Below are 16067 nucleotides of genomic sequence, written 5' to 3'. Positions count from 1 at the left end.
GCTGATATGAGCAAGAAATCACTTGATATGAATGCAATCCCAGGACAACAAAGAGCTATTGACGCCACCAAGGCGGCTGGGCGTGTGGCGATTGAAAGTGCTCAGGCAATCGCACAAATTAATCAGCAGGCAACTCAGGAATTGGCTGGAAGGATTCAGAAGAGAGTATCTGAGTTAATGAAAACCCAGGACCCTCGATCGGCATTTGAGTATATCCATTCTGAGGTATTACAGGATGCTGCTAAAGAGATCTCTCAGTATCACAACCAATTACTTCAGGTGCTTAAAAGCGGCAATCAAGAGCTGGCTGATATAGCTGAAACCATGATTCAAGAATCTAAGGCAGATTTAATTCACTTTGTAAATGATGCAACGGATAATGCGCCACTTGGTAGCGAGGCTTATGTCTCTGTATTTAAAACCTCATTTAACAATGCGTTACAAAATTTCGAATTGATTCGTGCTGCAATGGCAGACTCATTTACGAATTTTGAGAAGAGCGTCGAGAATGTCAGTAATCTCGCCAGCCCAAAAAGCGCCTCAAAAAAGAAGAGCTAAAGATTTAATATTGCCTCTGAAATTGCAGGGCGGTCTTAATGGTCTGAAAGTGAATATCCACTGTAGATGTCATTTCCTTTCCGTAGCCGCCCGCCATTGAAAATGCGATGGATAGCTGCCTATCCAATGCATACTGAAATACCGTCTCATCCCGCAAGTGCATTCCTGCTGTACTGACCTTCAGCCTTCCTAAACGATCACCTTCATGGGGGTCTGCACCAGCTAAGAAAATGAGGCAGTCTGGCTTGAAGCGTGAATCCAGTTGATCTAGTGATTGGCGCAGGGCATATAAATAGGCGGCATCATCGCAACCGTCCTCTAGGCCCAAATCAAGATCGCTCTCTTCTTTTTTGAATGGAAAGTTATTTTCCCCATGAATAGAAAGAGTAAAAATAGAATCGTCATTTTGCAAAATCGACGCAGTACCATTTCCTTGGTGCACATCCAAATCAATTACTGCAATCTTGAGAGATGGGCTAATCTCTTTTTGTAAAGTGCGGGCTGCAATAGCCGAATCATTGAAAACGCAAAAACCGCTGCCAGAATCTCGATAAGCATGATGGGTGCCGCCCGCAAGATTAGCGGCAATACCTTCTCGTAAAGCGGTTTTGGCTGCCGCAACAGTGGCGCCTGCTGAGCGACGGGAACGTTCCACCATCTGCTTGCTCCACGGAAATCCAATTTCTCTTTGCTCTTGCAGAGAAAGCTTTCCTTCAATGACTTTAATGAGATAGCTTGGATCGTGAGCATACAGAATTTGAGTATCTGTTGCAGGCGGTGCTTCTACAAGCACAATATTTTTTTCACCACTCACCAAATCACGTAAACGCGAATACTTTTCCATTGGGAAGCGATGACCCTCAGGAAGTGGCAATACAAAATGGTCGGTATAAAACGCTTTCAAGCTTTTACATTTCTCTCGAATATTCTTTTAGGATATTCAAGGGGACAGTCTCTAGAGCTTTGATGTGAGTGCTTTCCAGTTTGATGGATGGTGCGCATTGGGCATTGAATGCCTCAACCCAGCGATTAATACATAAACACCATTGGTCACCAGCCACTAACCCTGGAAATTGATACTCTGGTCTTGGGGTGATGAGGTCATTTCCTTTTTGCAGGCTAAATTGCAAAAATTCATTTGTCACAATGGCGCAAACTAAGTGACTGCCCACATCCTCTTCATTGGTTTTGCAGCAGCCATCCCTAAAAAACCCTGTTAGGGGATCGAAAGAGCAGGGAATGAGGGGTTCACCAAAAACATTTAGCGCAACTTCTTTTTGCATAGCAACCTTAAAAATAAACGTGTCAGCCAGTTTATTGAATAAGCCGTAAACTTGCTGAACAATGACCCAATTAGAAAAGCTCACCTTGTTTTACGATGGCGCTTGCCCGTTGTGCCAGGCGGAGATTCTCTTTTTATCGGGCCGCAATCAAGACAATCTATTGGGCTTTGTCGACATTAACTCAGAACAGTATGACCCTCAAAAGGTGGGGGTATCCTGCGAGGCTGCATTGGCGGCGATGTATGGTCAATTTGCTAGTGGCAAGTTGATACAAGGCATCTCAGTTTTTCCTGAGGCCTATCGTCGTGCAAACTTACCTCGTATGGCCTGGTTCTTTTCAAGAAAGCCACTTCAACCATTCTTGAAATTAGCGTATCTCTTTTTTGCCAAGAATCGGCATGCAATATCTAATCTCTTTGGACCGGCAGCATTACGATTGGTGAAGGCTCGTTCAAGGTCAGCGCAGCAATGAAGAAAATTCATCCTCTTCTCATCGCCACTCTACTGAGTTTCTTGGTGCCGCTCAGCTTTGCTCGCGATCCATTGGAGGTGCCGGCATACTTAAGTGCTGCAAAACTTCAGGGAAGCGGCCGACTGACTTGGTGGGGTCTACATATTTATGATGCTTCCTTTTATAGGGTAGGCTCACTGTCCTCCTCTGAGTTTGCATTGGATATGCGCTATCAAAAATCTTTCTCCGGTAAATCGATTGCCAATCGGAGTGCAGAGGAAATGAAGCGCACTGGCGTACCTGATGATCAGGCTTCCCTTTGGGGTAAGGAGTTGGCATCATTCTTGCCTAATGTTGAATCAGGGCAGACTTTGACGGCTGTCTATTCCCTTAAGCAAGGGACAGTTTTTTATTATGATGGCAAGCAAATCGCACACATACCTGGAGCAGAGTTTTCAAAGGCATTTTTTGGAATTTGGTTAGATCCCAAAACAAGCGCCCCTAAACTCAGAACAGAATTATTGGGACAGAACTGTCCGCCACCACTTTTTAATGAGGCTTGTTAAGCTATGAAATCTTTTTTTACACGCCTTGCACTCACAATATTTTGTGGGGCGCTGTTAATCTCATGCTCTGCACCTCAGGTGTCTCAATATGCGTCCGAGAAACCAGCTTTGGATCTAAGTGAATACTTTTCTGGAACGATTGATGCCTATGGCATCTTTACTGATCGTAGTGGTGAAGTTAAAAAGCGGTTTACTGTGCTGATCAAAGCAAATTGGACGGTAGTCGAAGGTAAAAAAGTCGGCACCTTAGACGAACGTTTTGAATACTCTGATGGCACAAAGCAAACGCGCATCTGGACGCTAACTGAACAATCTCCAGGCAACTACATTGGTAGGGCCGATGATGTGGTGGGGGAAGCGCAAGGCCAGCTCGCGGGAAATGCGCTTAACTGGACCTACACCCTTGCTTTGCCGGTAGATGGCACTATTTATAACGTGCAATTTAATGATTGGATGTACTTAATTGCCCCCAAGGTAATGCTTAATAAGGCCAAGATGAGTAAGTTTGGGATTGATTTGGGTGAGGTCACTTTGAGCTTCTACAAGCGCTAAGCAAAAGCGCACGATTTGTGTCACACTTTCCTGGAGGTTGCCTTTGGGCGCCTCATCCAAGGAGACCAAGATGATTAAGAAACTAAAGCACGCTTCATTTGCTGTATCTGTCGTAGGAGTTTTGTCACTAGTGGCATGCCAAACGATGGAGCAAGGTACTGGGCAAAAAGCCAGCGCAAATTTAGATTCAAGATCAGGCTCTCGGGCTAAGGGCGAGGTTATGTTTACCTGGCAAGGAAACGATGTCCTAATCAATGGTAAGTTTTCTGGATTAAAGCCAAACTCAGAACAAGGTTTTCATGTTCATGAAAAAGGCGATTGCTCTGCTCCGGATGCAACCAGCGCAGGTGGTCACTTCAATCCTGAAACAAAATCCCACGGCATGCCCAATAGCGGCATGAATCATGCGGGAGATTTACCCAACATTAAGTCCGATGCCAATGGCAACGCAACTTACACGGCTAAGTTACATGGATTTGCTGTAAATATAGGCCCAAATGGAATTGTTGGTCGCTCAGTGGTTGTGCATAGAGATCCGGATGACTACAAATCTCAGCCTGCAGGAAATTCTGGTCCACGTATTGCATGTGGCTTGATTAAGTAATCACATCTATTTATTAAATTAGTACATACAGGGCATTTCATGAGAATCGAAGATACCGATCCAGCGCGACATGCAGGGATTGAATATCCAATGGAGGTGGGTGCCCCGGTATTTGCACCTATCAAAGTAACTGAGGAAAAAGATAAGGCTGTTAACGTAGCTCGCCAAAACGCCAAGCTTGAGTACGATCGCATTATGGAGCAGGCTGAGGTCTTGATGAAACAGGCTAGAGCATTGCAAGCAAGGCTAGATGCTACGGAGATGGTGCATAGCGCTAAATTTGGCTTTAATCCTATTCATGGAAAAATTTACCATCTGTACTATGACGGTAGAAATAACACTAATGTATTGATTCAAAATGGTCCAAAAGAATGGAGTTGCGGAATTCCAGATGGCTGGACCTATTCAATGGCGGTAAAGAAGTTGGGTGACAGCACTTGGGCGGTGATTGAAGAGGATTCTGTTGGCGCCCTTACTGTATGATGTTTTTTCTCTATAAATAATAATTAGGTGACCTGTGACAAAAGCTCGAGTCGTTAGTCTTACTGAATTAGGTAGTGCAGACGTAATCAAGGTGATTGATAAAGAATTGCCGCCACCTGCAAAAGGTGAAGTGCAGCTCCGTCAGACTGCTATTGGATTTAATTTCATTGACGTATATCAGCGTTCAGGTGTTTATCCATTGGAAATGCCTACCGGTCTTGGACATGAGGCAACAGGCGTAGTTGAGGCTTTGGGCGAAGGCGTCACTGATTTAAAAGTGGGTGATCGCGTCGTTTATATGAATGCTGGGATCGGTGCTTATGCAAGCGCACGTAATGTAGCGGCCGACAAATTAGTTGTTCTACCAAACAATATTTCTGATGAAGTTGCCGCAGCTGTTTTCTTTAAAGCAATGACTGCGCAATATCTTGTGCAGAAAACCTATAAAGTAAAAGCGGGTGATGTAGTGCTGGTGCACGCAGCGGCAGGCGGCGTTGGTCAAATTTTAGCTGGTTGGGCAAAAGCATTGGGTGCATTTGTTGTTGGTACTGTGGGTTCACCAGCAAAGTTTGCAGCCGCTAAGGAAGCGGGTTGCGATGCTGTTGTGGATTACTCCCAATCAAATTGGGTTGAAGAAGTGCTTAAAGCCACTGGTGGAAAAAAAGCCAATGTGGTTTATGACTCTGTTGCTAAAACTACTTTCTTAGGCTCCTTAGATTGCGCTGCCCCCTTTGGAACAGTTGCTTTATTTGGTGCTGCTTCCGGTCCAGCCCCAGAAATTCAACCAGAGATCTTAAATAAGAAGGGTTGCCTGTTTTTAACAAGACCTTCTGTATTTCCGCACAACGCTACTCCAGCTTTATTAAAGGAAAACGCTAAAGCAGTATTTGATGCAATCGCCAAAGGGCAAGTCAAAGTACAAATCGGTGCTAGGTTTTCCTTAGAGCAAGCCGCTGACGCGCATCGTGCTGCTGAGGGACGAAAAGTTTCAGGCGCCATCGTGATGACGCCATAAGCTTAAGTGTCTTAGCGTACATAAGCCCCGTGAATGCGGGGCTTTTTTTATGCGTCAATCAGACGTAATATGGAAGTATGAAAACACTTCTCAAAATACTGATTGCCACTCCACTCATCATATTGAGTTCCTTGTCCTTGGCGCAAATTCCTGAGACACAGCATTCACAGGGAATTTCTTACATCACTGGTGGCGTAGGTGAGAGTGAGACGATTGCGATTTTAGCTGATGCAAAGCAATGGCCATTGCTATTAGAAATGTCTCAAATAGAAAATGGCAGGGGAGTCTGGATTTTCGGGGCAAGTATCAAAATCATGAGCTCAAAAAAACAACTCATTTTTGACGCACAAGCAGATGGACCTTATATGTTGATTAATCTTGAGTCTGGTGACTATGTGATTGAGGCAGCCTATCAAGGAGTGGCTCAAAAGAGGGCGCTTTCTATTAAATCCGACTCACCACAAAAGGTTTCCCTTTTCTGGAAATAATGCCTTGAAAATTGACGCATTGCGTCATAAGTCTAAATATTCAATTTGGTCTATAGTTTCCTGATTACTACAATCATCAGGAGATGAATGAATGAAATGCTTTTCAACTAAAAGCGGTTTGGGTGTATTGCTTTCGGCAATATTAGTTTCAACAGCCTCACTCAGCAATGCGCAGAATTCTCCAGCTGTAGGCGCTCAGGGCAAGACTGAGGCGCTATGGCTTGGGCAGGCAGGGTTCCGGATTAAATCCCCTCAGGGAAAAATGATTCTGATTGATCCCTGGATTACTGGCGGACCTAAGACACCGCCGATTTACAAGAATGATTTGGCAGCGATTGGTCCGATTGATGTGTTGCTAGTGACGCATGCACACGTTGACCATCTTGGCGATGCGCCAGCTGTGGCTAAGATGAATAACATCAAGTTGTATGGTCCAGCCGATATGGTGACACCACTAACTACTTTGGGAATTCTGCCAGCAGACTTGGGTCATCGCTTTAATAAAACAGGTCGCGTAACACCTGCGCCTGGAATCAAGGTAACCGCAGTTCAAGCAGAGCACTCTTCTTTATTGGTTTGGAAAAATCCGGCCACAGAAAAATTAGAATCTCACCCTGCTGGCGAGCCTATGGGCTTCATTATTGAGCTTGAGAACGGCTTTAAGATTTGGCATATGGGGGATACCGGCTTATTTAGTGATATGAAATTCATTAGCGAACACTACAAGCCCGATCTAGTGATGGTTCCGATTGGAGGAAATTTCACAATGGCCCCTGATGACGCTGCATATGCATTACGCACCTGGGTGAAGCCAAAGATGGTGATCCCAATGCATTACAACTCTAACCCCATGACTAAAGGTACCTTAGCCGAGTTTCAGGCGGCTATGAAGGGCAGCAATATCAAAATTATCCCCATGACTGAAGGTGAAACAGTTCAATTCTGAGCAGCCTCTAATTTTCAATCCCAAGGATTATTTTGAATTTAATTGCTTCTGAAGTGAGGGCGCAGCTTGCCCCTCACGGTGTACTTTCTGCTGCTGTCTATCTCGGCAATTTCTTGTTGGTGACTGGTCGCACGTCTTCGGGCGAGCCTGCGGGTATTGCGCCGGATATCTGTCGCGCGATAGCAAAGCGTCTGGATGTGAAATTAGACCTAAGGGGTTTTGAAACCCAAGACGAGGTGGTAGATGCTGCGGCTACCGGCAAGTGCGGCATTGTTTTGGTGGGCTCCGATCCAGCGCGCGCTCAAAAGGTTACTTTTACACCTGCGTATGCTGAGCTCGAGGCAACTTACTTAGTGCCTGCGAATTCGCCGATCCAAGATATTTCTCAAGTAGACCAACCAGGAGTGAGAATTGCATCATTTTTTAAGAGTGCATATGACCTCTGGTTGCAACGCAACTTAAAGCATGCAACTTTGGTGCATGCGGATAGTGTGCAAGCAAGTAATGAGCTTTTCATGAGCGAGCACTTAGATGCATTAGCTGGACTGAAAACTGGCCTGGTGTCGTTTGCAAAAATAGCTCCAGGCTTGCGGATATTAAATGGACAATTCACTGGAATTCAGCAAGCAATCGCAACCAATAAATCTAATGTGGAAGCAATTGAATTTCTGAGTGCATGTGTAGAAGAATTTATTCGTAGCGGTCTGGTGACCGACTTGATTCGACAATACCAAGTTCAAGGCTTATGTGCAGCACCCATTCATCACAGATCAGTAGCAAAATAATATGAAAAAAATTGCATTTGTCTTTACTCTGATGTTCGGCTTGTTTGCTTATCAAAACACCTTTGCCCAAGCAGTTGCTTACCCGAACCACCAAATTAAAATCATTTCTCCTTTTGCCACGGGTGGGATTGCGGATGGATTCTCCCGCATCATTGCGCAGGGCTTGAGTGAGTCTTTTGGGCAGCCAGTGATTGTTGAAAACAAGGCAGGTGGCGGTGGAAACATTGGCGCCGACTTTGTGGCTAAATCGCCAGCAGATGGATATACCTTAATCATGGGTAGCATTGGCACGCATGCCGTGAATCCCTATTTAGTTAAAAACATGCCCTATGATCCACTGAAAGATTTTGTGCCGGTGGTATTCGTATTGGATGCAGAAGGGTTGTTAGCGGTTAATCCAAATCTCCCCGTCAAAAATGTGGCCGAGTTAATTGCTTATCTAAAAGCAAACCCAGGAAAAGTTTCTTACGGTTCTGGCGGCATCGGTACCGCTAGTCATTTAGCGGGAGAGCTTTTTGTAATGACTACAAAAGTGGACATGACGCATATTCCTTATAAAGGGAACGCCTTAGCTATTACTGATCTCATTGGGGGTCAAACTCAGGTGATGTTTGCAACCATGCCCACTATTCTTCCTTACGTCAAAAGTGACAAGTTGCGAGGTTTGGCTGTCACTGGCGCGGGGCGAGATCCATCTATGCCAGATTTGCCAAGTATTAGTGAAACCTTGCCGGGCTTTGATGTGAAGAATTGGATTGGTCTATTTGCTCCAGCTGGTACTCCACCTGCAGTTATCAAAAAGTTACATGATGAAGTTGCCAAAATCATGCAGCAACCAGCGGTTCAAAAGAAACTAGAGGCAGAAGGCGCCAAGTATTACGCTATGACTCCAGAGGCATTCGGAGTGTTTCAAAAGAAGGAATCAGTGCGCTGGGGCAAGATCATTAAAAGCGCTGGGATTAAGCCTGAATAGCCTTTTTTGCTAGCTCCCAAGCCAACCCTGCTTAGTTGCGGGGTTTTTTATTGCCAAAGCTTGCATTTAGTCCGCGTTAGTACTAAACTAGTCCTAATTAGTACTTTATATGAGCCAAATGAACTTTTTACCAGCCCTGCGCAATCTTGTTTCTGCCTATCAGGCGTTTGAACGTTATTCCGCTCCCGACGTCAAAGCGATGGGACTAACGACTACTCAGTTTGATGTGATTGCCACTTTAGGTAATCAACCGCCGATGACTTGTAAGGAGTTAGGGGAGAAGACTTTGGTTACCAAGGGAACGCTTACTGGAGTGCTGGAGCGTCTCGAAGTTAAAGGAATTTTAGAGCGGAAATTAAATCCTGAGGATGCCCGTAGTCAAATGATTGGCTTAACTTCAATCGGCCAATCCTTATTTGAAAAAGTATTTCCGGCACATCTACAGCATCTTCAAAAAGCATTTTCAAAATTGAGTGAAAAAGAATTATTAGAAGTAACAAAATCTTTGCAGTCAATTAATCAGATTTTTACAAATTAATTTATTGGTCAACAGGAGTAGTCATGAGTTCAACATCAAAATCATTGGCATTAGTTGCCAGAATTTTATTAGCAGCAATTTTTATATCAGCAGGCTTTTCCAAAGTCATGGGATTTAATGAGGTCACTGCCTATATTGCATCCAAAGGTTTACCAGTGCCGATGATTCTTGCTTGCCTGACTATTGCACTAGAAATAGTAGGTGGTTTAGCCATTGCCTTTGGTTATAAGGCCCGCATTGCAGGCTTGCTCCTAGGATTATTTACTCTCCTGGCAGCCTTGATATTTCATAACTTCTGGGCTTTCCCTCCGGAGCAGGTTTACCTACAGAACATTATGTTTATGAAGAACTTGAGCATGGCGGGCGGACTATTTTTATTAACGGTATTTGGTGCCGGTGGATATTCTATTGATGCAATATGTGAAGCGAAGAAACAAAAATAATCTCTTGAAATTATTCTAAAAGGAAATGGAAATGACAAAAATCGCGGTGGTATTTCATAGTGGCTATGGTCACACAGTGAAACAGGCAGAGGCGGTTGCAAAAGGTGCAAACGCTACTTTAGTAGCCATTGATGCAGAAGGTAATGTAACTGATGCACAGTGGGAAATCTTGAATGCAGCGGATGCAATTGTCTTTGGTTCGCCAACCTACATGGGCACCGTCAGCTGGCAATTTAAAAAGTTTGCCGATGCTAGCTCTAAGCAGTGGTTCTCTCAGCAGTGGAAGGACAAGGTATTCGGTGGTTTTACCAATTCAGCGACTATGAATGGTGACAAGCACTCAACTTTGCATTATTTCTTTACCTTGGCTATGCAGCATTCGGGCTTATGGGTTGGTACCGGTTTAATGCCTTCTAACTCTAAGGCTGCTAAACGCGATGATATTAACTATGTTGGTTCATCTGCTGGAGCAATGATGCAAACGCCATCAGATGCGAGTGTGGACGAAGTCAATGCTGGCGACTTAGAGACCGCTAGACTCTATGGACAGCGTATTGCAGAAATCACTAAGCGACTCAAATAAGCTAAGTAATTGATTTAATGGTTAAAACCACCTGCGGGTGGTTTTTTCTTTCTTAGTTCACTCGGTCTATAATTACATAAGTAATTGAATTAAAAGGGATTATTCCTTTAATTCCACTTTTGCTGGTTTGACAGCTCTCAGGGGCTCTTGGACAATGCCATGGGTGGTTGATTCAAGCCCCAAGCCCTCATGACAGTTGATACTCACTCCTCCTCCAATACGCCGCATTTGACGCTCGAAGCTCGTGCGCTGACTTGTATTCGTGGCGAGCGACAGTTATTTCAGAATTTGAATCTCACGGTAATGGCTGGAGAGTGCCTACATGTGCGCGGCGAGAACGGGGTCGGGAAAACTAGCCTCTTAAGACTCCTGACGGGACTTTCTAAACCAGAGGCGGGAGAGGTTCTTTGGAATCATCAGTCAATCGCCAAAGACCCTTCTCTTTATCATCGCGAACTTTTATTCCTGGGGCATCGTGATGCTCTTAAAGAAGATCTCACTGCGCTGGAAAATCTTCAGCTATACGCAGTGTTGGATGACATTCATTTGCCTGGTGATAAGGCTTTAGCAGCGCTCTGGCGTTTTGGTTTGCGTGGGCGCGAGAACCTACCGGTCAGTTGTTTATCTGCTGGACAAAAGCGTCGAGTCTTAATGGCTCGCATGTTGACACGTCAAGCTAAGTTGTGGATCTTAGATGAGCCATTCAATGCGCTTGATATTCATGCTGTACAAGATTTACAAGGGTTAATAGCAGAGCATGTAGAGCAAGGTGGTTTAGTAGTGCTGACTAGTCATCAAGCAGTGGATCTTCCGCGTGTGAGGGTGCTAGACCTATGAACGCTCTGCTCGCAATCATTCGCCGTGATTTGCTCTTGGTCATGCGCCGTAAGAGCGAGGTACTTACGGCCCTCTTCTTTTTTGTTGTGGTGACTAGTTTGTTTCCATTGGGTATTGGTGCGGATGCTGCTTTGCTACGCAAAATTGCTCCCGGGGTTCTTTGGGTTGCAGCCTTACTTTCTGCCCTATTGGGCATGCATCGGATGTTTGCTGCTGATTATCAAGATGGTGCCTTAGAGCAACTTGCTTTATCGCCCCAGCCGATGGTCCTTCTAGTAACTGGAAAAATTATTGCTCATTGGATTGTGAGCGGACTACCACTCGTGCTGTTGGCTCCGATCATCGGTATTCAGTTTGATCTGGATGCTAGTTCTTTATATGTACTAATGGGAACTCTATTATTGGGTACCCCAGTGCTATCCTTGCTAGGCTCGATAGGCGCAGCCTTGACCTTGGGTGTTAGAGGCGGCAGCGTGTTATTGAGTCTATTGATACTGCCTTTGTATATTCCGGTTCTCATTTTTGGCGCTGGCGCCGTATATGCCAATAGTGTCGGTTTGGATACCTCAGGCCATTTTTCATTGTTAGGCGCATTATTGATTTTGGCTTTAGCATTTGTTCCTTGGGTGAGTAGTGCTGCTGTAAAGATTGCAATTGAATGAATCCGATAAATACTTTTTCTAATCACCGCGTAGTTAACTGGTTTAAGTTATCTAGCCCCAGCACTTTTTATCCGGTGGCGGGTAAGCTCATTCCATTTTTCTGGATCTTGGCTTTTTTATTTGGCGCTGCTGGTTTGTGGGTTAGCTTCTTTGTTGCGCCCGTCGATGCCGTGCAAGGGCAGGGCTATCGCATCATCTTTATTCATGTGCCCGCATCCTGGATGTCGATGTTTATTTATTTAGTCATGGCTGCATGGGCAGGGTTAGGACTGGTCTTTAATACCCGTTTGTCTGCCATGATGGCACAGGCTCTTGCCCCTATAGGTGCTTGGATGGCATTTCTATCTTTGTGGACCGGCGCATTCTGGGGTAAGCCCATGTGGGGTGCTTGGTGGGTCTGGGACGCTCGCCTTACTTCAGAGTTAATTCTTCTCTTTCTGTATTTGGGCTTTATTGCCTTGCGAGCATCTATTGATGATCCTCGCCGTGCCGATAAGGCGAGCGCCATTTTGGCTTTGGTAGGTGTTGTAAACGTACCGATCATTTATTTCTCGGTGAAATGGTGGAACACCTTGCATCAAGGCGCCTCTGTTTCCCTCACAAAAGCCCCGGCGATGGCGCAAACCATGCTCTGGGGAATGCTGTTGATGGCTTTATGTCTTTGGATGTACACCATTGCAGTCACCTTAATGCGAGTGAGGGCAATCATTTTGGAGCGTGAAGCCCATGCTGATTGGGTGAGACAATCAATTGAGGTGAAAATCTGATGTGGAATAGCCCTTCTGAGTTTTTTGCCATGGGCGGCTACGCACTGTATGTGTGGAGTAGTTTTGGTGTTTGTGCGCTGGTATTGATATTGGAACCCCTCATGGTGCGTGCTCGCTTTAGAGCAATCGTACGTCGGTTGAAGCAAGAGCAATTAGCTGAGCAGTTTGATAAAGAGATTAGTAAGTGAAGCCTAGACATAAACGTGCATTGATGATTGTTGCAGCGCTGATCGTAATTGGTGTAGCTGCACTCTTAATTTTGAATGCGCTCAATAGCAATATTGCTTTATACGTCACCCCAAGTGAAGTGTCGGCAGGCAAAGCTCCTCAGGGTCAGGCTTTCCGAATTGGTGGCATGGTGAAAGACGGCTCTTTAAAGCGCGATGGCTTAACCGTGCACTTTGTGATTACTGATCTGGCGAAAGATATTCCGGTGGCTTATACCGGCATTCTTCCCGATTTGTTTAAAGAGGGTAAAGGTGCCGTGATCCAAGGTCGCATGAATGCCAATGGTGAATTTATTGCCAGTGAAGTATTGGCTAAACATGACGAGAACTACATGCCTCCTGAAGCTAAACACGCTTTAGAGCAAGCTCAAAAAAACGGAACGAATAAATGATTCCTGAGTTTGGACATTACGCACTAGTTCTGGCGCTTTGCATTGCCTGTATTCAGGGGGTTTTGCCACTGCTAGGTGCGCACTATGGCCGACGCGACTGGTTAGTGCTGGCAAGACCTGCTGCGCAAACTGTTTTCTTATTGCTGGCGATTGCTTTTGGAATCTTGGCTTGGAGTTTTTACGCCAATGACTTTTCTGTGCTCTATGTCGCTGAGCACTCGAATTCACAGCTGCCGGTGATTTATCGATTAGGCGCAGTATGGGGTGGACATGAAGGATCGCTCTTGTTGTGGATTTTCTTGCTGGCTACCTGGACTATTTTGGTTGCTCAGCTTTCTAAAGCATTAGATGACTTTATGGTGGCGCGAGTCATTGGTGTTTTGGGGCTGGTCACTAGTGGCTTGCTCCTGTTTGTTTTAACAACCTCAAATCCGTTTGAACGTTTATTGCCTGCTGCTCAAGATGGCCGCTCATTAAATCCACTCTTGCAAGATCCGGGCTTAGTATTTCATCCGCCAATGTTGTACATGGGCTATGTCGGTTTTTCAGTGGCGTTTGCATTTGCGATTGCCTCTTTATTGTCTGGAAGATTAGATGCGGCTTGGGCTCGTTGGTCACGTCCTTGGACAACTGCTGCTTGGGTTTTCCTGACCCTTGGTATTGCTTTGGGTTCATGGTGGGCCTATTACGAATTGGGTTGGGGTGGTTGGTGGTTCTGGGACCCCGTTGAGAATGCCTCGTTTATTCCTTGGCTCGTGGGCACTGCCCTATTGCATTCTTTGGCAGTTACCGAAAAGCGTGGCGGCTTTAAGAGTTGGACTGTGCTCTTGGCAATTACCGCATTCTCTTTATCGCTACTGGGAACCTTCTTGGTCCGTTCGGGTGTCCTGACTTCGGTTCATGCGTTTGCAACCGATCCAAGGCGTGGCATCTTTATTCTGATCTTCTTATCACTCGTCGTTGGTTCGTCTCTGATGCTTTACGCATGGCGTGCGCCTAAGAGTTCGATGGGCGGCAAATTTAGTTTGAGCTCCAGAGAAACTTTGATTTTGCTTGGTAATGTCTTTTTAGTGGTTTCTGCCGGATCTGTTTTGCTAGGCACCCTATATCCATTGCTAATTGATGCTTTGCATTTAGGTAAGATTTCTGTAGGCCCTCCTTATTTCAATAGCGTATTCGTGCCCATCATGGTGCCATTGCTGGTATTGATGGGTATCGGTCCATGGGCAAGCTGGAAGCAGAGTAATTTAATTAGCATCATCAAGCGCTTATGGATTGCAGGCGCAGTCGCTCTGATTGCAGGCGTTGCAATTCCCTTCATCATGGGCCAATTTACTTGGCTTGCAGGCATGGGCTTCATGATGGCATTTTGGGTGATCGCTTCTGGCTGTATGCAAATCATTCGCCAAGCCAAAGCCGGTAAACCAACCCGTTCTTTTATTGGTATGCAGGTGGCGCATTTAGGTATTGCGGTATTTGTGATTGGCGTCACAATGGTGGGCGCCTATCAAGAAGAAAAAGATGTGCGCATGTCCGCCGGGGATACCGTCAGTGTTGGCGGTTATCAAATCCAGCTACAGGGTGTTAGTGCTGCTCGCGGCCCAAATTACCAGGCAATGCGCGGTACATTCTTGCTATCTAAAAATGGCAGCGATCAGATCAATCTTTATCCAGAGAAGCGAAGCTACTTTTCATCAACGATGCCGATGACTGAAGCAGCAATTGATGCTGGGCTCACCCGCGATATTTATGTATCGCTAGGCGAAGAGCTGGGCGATCAATCTTGGGCTGTACGTGTTTACTACAAGCCTTTTGTGGATTGGATTTGGGGCGGTTGCTTGTTGATGGCTTTAGGTGGCGTGTTGGCTATGTCGGATAAGCGCTATCGACTGAAGTTAAAGAGCAAGTTCGCATGAAAGCAAAATTTCTAATCCCTCTGATCTTGTTTGTAGGTTTGGTAGTCTTTTTGGCTATTGGCTTAAATCGTGATCCACATGAAGTGCCTTCACCATTAATTAACAAGTTGGCGCCTGCATTTGAAGTTTCTCAATTGGCTGATGCTAATAAAACATTTTCACCGGTAAGCATGAAGGGGCAGGTATGGATTCTGAATGTTTGGGCATCCTGGTGCGTAGCTTGTCGTGAAGAGCATCCGGTGTTGGTTGAGCTTGCTAAGTCCCATATGGCGCCAGTGATTGGTTTGGACTACAAAGATAAGCGTGAAGATGCTCTGGCAATGCTGGCAAAACAGGGCAATCCTTATGCACTCTCTGCTTTTGACGGCAATGGACGTGTTGGTATTGATTACGGTGTCTATGGTGTGCCTGAGACTTACATCGTCGATAAGGCAGGAGTGATTCGCTTTAAACACATTGGCCCGTTAACAATGGATTTATTGAATCAAAAAATTTATCCTATGCTGAGTGAGTTAAAGAAATCATGAGACTGATTTTATTAATCGCCGTTTGCGTGTTTAGTTTAGGCAACGCGTTTGCCAAAGATGCCGCACCACTCGCGGATGATCCAATAACAGAGCAGCGTCTTATTAGTATTTCAGAAGAAATGCGCTGCTTGGTGTGTCAGAACGAGTCTTTAGCTGGCTCTCGCTCAGATCTGGCCAATGATTTGCGTCGTGAAATTCGGATATTAATTAAAGAAGGTAAGAGCGATGATCAAATCCGCTCGTTTATGGTCGAGCGCTATGGCGATTTCGTACTGTATCGCCCGCCAGTAAAGCCGGTGACGTGGTTACTTTGGATTGGCCCATTTGTTATTTTGGGTCTGGGTATTGCTGGCTTATTAATGTATTTAAGACGCAGAAATAGTAGTGTGCCTAATGTCGCTCTGACTGAAGCCGATAATCAAAAAATCGATGCACTGTTAAATGCAAGCGATAAGAAAGAGGGATGAAATA

General features: G+C 45.3%; 24 protein-coding genes. 22 read left to right on the top strand and 2 right to left on the bottom strand.

Annotated elements, in window-relative coordinates:
* Nucleotides 1-6 precede the first annotated feature (6 nt).
* On the top strand, nucleotides 7-558 hold the full coding sequence (locus tag FD963_RS08345) for a phasin family protein (protein WP_215361864.1): 552 nt from the start codon (nucleotides 7-9) through the stop codon (nucleotides 556-558).
* Nucleotides 559-562: 4 nt separating this feature from the next.
* Here FD963_RS08345 and FD963_RS08340 read toward each other — a convergent pair whose 3' ends face one another.
* Both FD963_RS08340 and FD963_RS08335 read right to left on the bottom strand, forming a co-directional pair.
* Nucleotides 563-1462, bottom strand: a complete 900-nt coding sequence (locus FD963_RS08340) for a histone deacetylase (protein WP_215361862.1) — start codon at nucleotides 1460-1462, stop codon at nucleotides 563-565.
* Nucleotides 1463-1466: 4 nt separating this feature from the next.
* Nucleotides 1467-1841: a DUF2237 family protein gene (locus FD963_RS08335; protein WP_215361861.1), complete on the bottom strand. Its 375-nt coding sequence runs from the start codon at nucleotides 1839-1841 to the stop codon at nucleotides 1467-1469.
* Between the two features lie 61 nt (nucleotides 1842-1902).
* Here FD963_RS08335 and FD963_RS08330 point away from each other — a divergent pair, with 61 nt between their 5' ends.
* The 21 genes from FD963_RS08330 (at nucleotide 1903) to FD963_RS08230 (ending at nucleotide 16063) form a co-directional block, all read left to right on the top strand.
* A complete protein-coding gene (locus FD963_RS08330; RefSeq protein ID WP_215361859.1) occupies nucleotides 1903-2313 on the top strand; it encodes a thiol-disulfide oxidoreductase DCC family protein in 411 nt (136 codons plus the stop codon).
* Nucleotides 2310-2858: a chalcone isomerase family protein gene (locus FD963_RS08325; protein WP_215361857.1), complete on the top strand. Its 549-nt coding sequence runs from the start codon at nucleotides 2310-2312 to the stop codon at nucleotides 2856-2858. Before FD963_RS08330 ends, FD963_RS08325 begins: the two co-directional genes overlap by 4 nt.
* A gap of 3 nt (nucleotides 2859-2861) precedes the next feature.
* A complete protein-coding gene (locus FD963_RS08320) occupies nucleotides 2862-3410 on the top strand; it encodes a DUF3833 domain-containing protein (RefSeq protein ID WP_215361855.1) in 549 nt (182 codons plus the stop codon).
* Nucleotides 3411-3480: 70 nt separating this feature from the next.
* On the top strand, nucleotides 3481-4014 hold the full coding sequence (locus FD963_RS08315) for a superoxide dismutase family protein (RefSeq protein ID WP_215361853.1): 534 nt from the start codon (nucleotides 3481-3483) through the stop codon (nucleotides 4012-4014).
* A 39-nt stretch (nucleotides 4015-4053) separates the two neighbouring features.
* Nucleotides 4054-4497, top strand: a complete 444-nt coding sequence (locus FD963_RS08310) for a DUF2452 domain-containing protein (RefSeq protein WP_215361851.1) — start codon at nucleotides 4054-4056, stop codon at nucleotides 4495-4497.
* 34 nt (nucleotides 4498-4531) lie between these two features.
* Nucleotides 4532-5512, top strand: coding sequence for a quinone oxidoreductase (locus FD963_RS08305; protein WP_215361849.1), 981 nt, complete (start codon nucleotides 4532-4534; stop codon nucleotides 5510-5512).
* 77 nt (nucleotides 5513-5589) lie between these two features.
* A complete protein-coding gene (locus FD963_RS08300; protein ID WP_215361848.1) occupies nucleotides 5590-6000 on the top strand; it encodes a carboxypeptidase regulatory-like domain-containing protein in 411 nt (136 codons plus the stop codon).
* Between the two features lie 91 nt (nucleotides 6001-6091).
* Nucleotides 6092-6946 carry a metal-dependent hydrolase gene (locus FD963_RS08295; RefSeq protein ID WP_215361846.1) on the top strand — a complete coding sequence of 285 codons (855 nt, stop codon included), beginning with the start codon at nucleotides 6092-6094 and terminating at the stop codon, nucleotides 6944-6946.
* A 32-nt stretch (nucleotides 6947-6978) separates the two neighbouring features.
* Nucleotides 6979-7731: a transporter substrate-binding domain-containing protein gene (locus tag FD963_RS08290; RefSeq protein WP_215361844.1), complete on the top strand. Its 753-nt coding sequence runs from the start codon at nucleotides 6979-6981 to the stop codon at nucleotides 7729-7731.
* A gap of 1 nt (nucleotide 7732) precedes the next feature.
* Nucleotides 7733-8704: a tripartite tricarboxylate transporter substrate binding protein gene (locus tag FD963_RS08285; RefSeq protein WP_215361842.1), complete on the top strand. Its 972-nt coding sequence runs from the start codon at nucleotides 7733-7735 to the stop codon at nucleotides 8702-8704.
* A 109-nt stretch (nucleotides 8705-8813) separates the two neighbouring features.
* On the top strand, nucleotides 8814-9242 hold the full coding sequence (locus FD963_RS08280) for a MarR family winged helix-turn-helix transcriptional regulator (protein ID WP_215361840.1): 429 nt from the start codon (nucleotides 8814-8816) through the stop codon (nucleotides 9240-9242).
* Nucleotides 9243-9265: 23 nt separating this feature from the next.
* Complete coding sequence (locus FD963_RS08275; RefSeq protein ID WP_215361838.1) at nucleotides 9266-9685, top strand: DoxX family protein; 420 nt, start codon at nucleotides 9266-9268, stop codon at nucleotides 9683-9685.
* A gap of 31 nt (nucleotides 9686-9716) precedes the next feature.
* On the top strand, nucleotides 9717-10268 hold the full coding sequence (locus tag FD963_RS08270) for a flavodoxin family protein (protein ID WP_215361836.1): 552 nt from the start codon (nucleotides 9717-9719) through the stop codon (nucleotides 10266-10268).
* A 189-nt stretch (nucleotides 10269-10457) separates the two neighbouring features.
* The gene (ccmA, locus tag FD963_RS08265; protein WP_215361834.1) at nucleotides 10458-11105 is read left to right on the top strand and encodes a cytochrome c biogenesis heme-transporting ATPase CcmA; all 648 of its coding nucleotides are present in this window, start codon (nucleotides 10458-10460) and stop codon (nucleotides 11103-11105) included.
* Nucleotides 11102-11767 carry a heme exporter protein CcmB gene (ccmB, locus tag FD963_RS08260; RefSeq protein WP_215361832.1) on the top strand — a complete coding sequence of 222 codons (666 nt, stop codon included), beginning with the start codon at nucleotides 11102-11104 and terminating at the stop codon, nucleotides 11765-11767. The genes ccmA and ccmB overlap by 4 nt, the downstream gene beginning before the upstream one ends.
* Nucleotides 11764-12534, top strand: a complete 771-nt coding sequence (ccmC, locus tag FD963_RS08255) for a heme ABC transporter permease CcmC (RefSeq protein ID WP_215361830.1) — start codon at nucleotides 11764-11766, stop codon at nucleotides 12532-12534. Before ccmB ends, ccmC begins: the two co-directional genes overlap by 4 nt.
* Complete coding sequence (gene ccmD / locus FD963_RS08250; protein WP_215361828.1) at nucleotides 12534-12722, top strand: heme exporter protein CcmD; 189 nt, start codon at nucleotides 12534-12536, stop codon at nucleotides 12720-12722. The genes ccmC and ccmD overlap by 1 nt, the downstream gene beginning before the upstream one ends.
* A complete protein-coding gene (gene ccmE, locus FD963_RS08245; RefSeq protein WP_215361826.1) occupies nucleotides 12719-13153 on the top strand; it encodes a cytochrome c maturation protein CcmE in 435 nt (144 codons plus the stop codon). Before ccmD ends, ccmE begins: the two co-directional genes overlap by 4 nt.
* Nucleotides 13150-15069 carry a heme lyase CcmF/NrfE family subunit gene (locus FD963_RS08240; RefSeq protein ID WP_215361824.1) on the top strand — a complete coding sequence of 640 codons (1920 nt, stop codon included), beginning with the start codon at nucleotides 13150-13152 and terminating at the stop codon, nucleotides 15067-15069. The genes ccmE and FD963_RS08240 overlap by 4 nt, the downstream gene beginning before the upstream one ends.
* On the top strand, nucleotides 15066-15596 hold the full coding sequence (locus FD963_RS08235; RefSeq protein ID WP_215361822.1) for a DsbE family thiol:disulfide interchange protein: 531 nt from the start codon (nucleotides 15066-15068) through the stop codon (nucleotides 15594-15596). Before FD963_RS08240 ends, FD963_RS08235 begins: the two co-directional genes overlap by 4 nt.
* Complete coding sequence (locus FD963_RS08230; protein WP_215361820.1) at nucleotides 15593-16063, top strand: cytochrome c-type biogenesis protein; 471 nt, start codon at nucleotides 15593-15595, stop codon at nucleotides 16061-16063. The genes FD963_RS08235 and FD963_RS08230 overlap by 4 nt, the downstream gene beginning before the upstream one ends.
* Nucleotides 16064-16067: the final 4 nt, after the last annotated feature.

The organism is Polynucleobacter sp. JS-JIR-II-50 (assembly GCF_018687895.1).
In the GTDB taxonomy this organism is placed as follows: domain Bacteria; phylum Pseudomonadota; class Gammaproteobacteria; order Burkholderiales; family Burkholderiaceae; genus Polynucleobacter.
The sequence above is the reverse complement of the archived record's forward strand: the minus strand, read 5'-3'. Positions and strand labels throughout refer to the sequence as shown.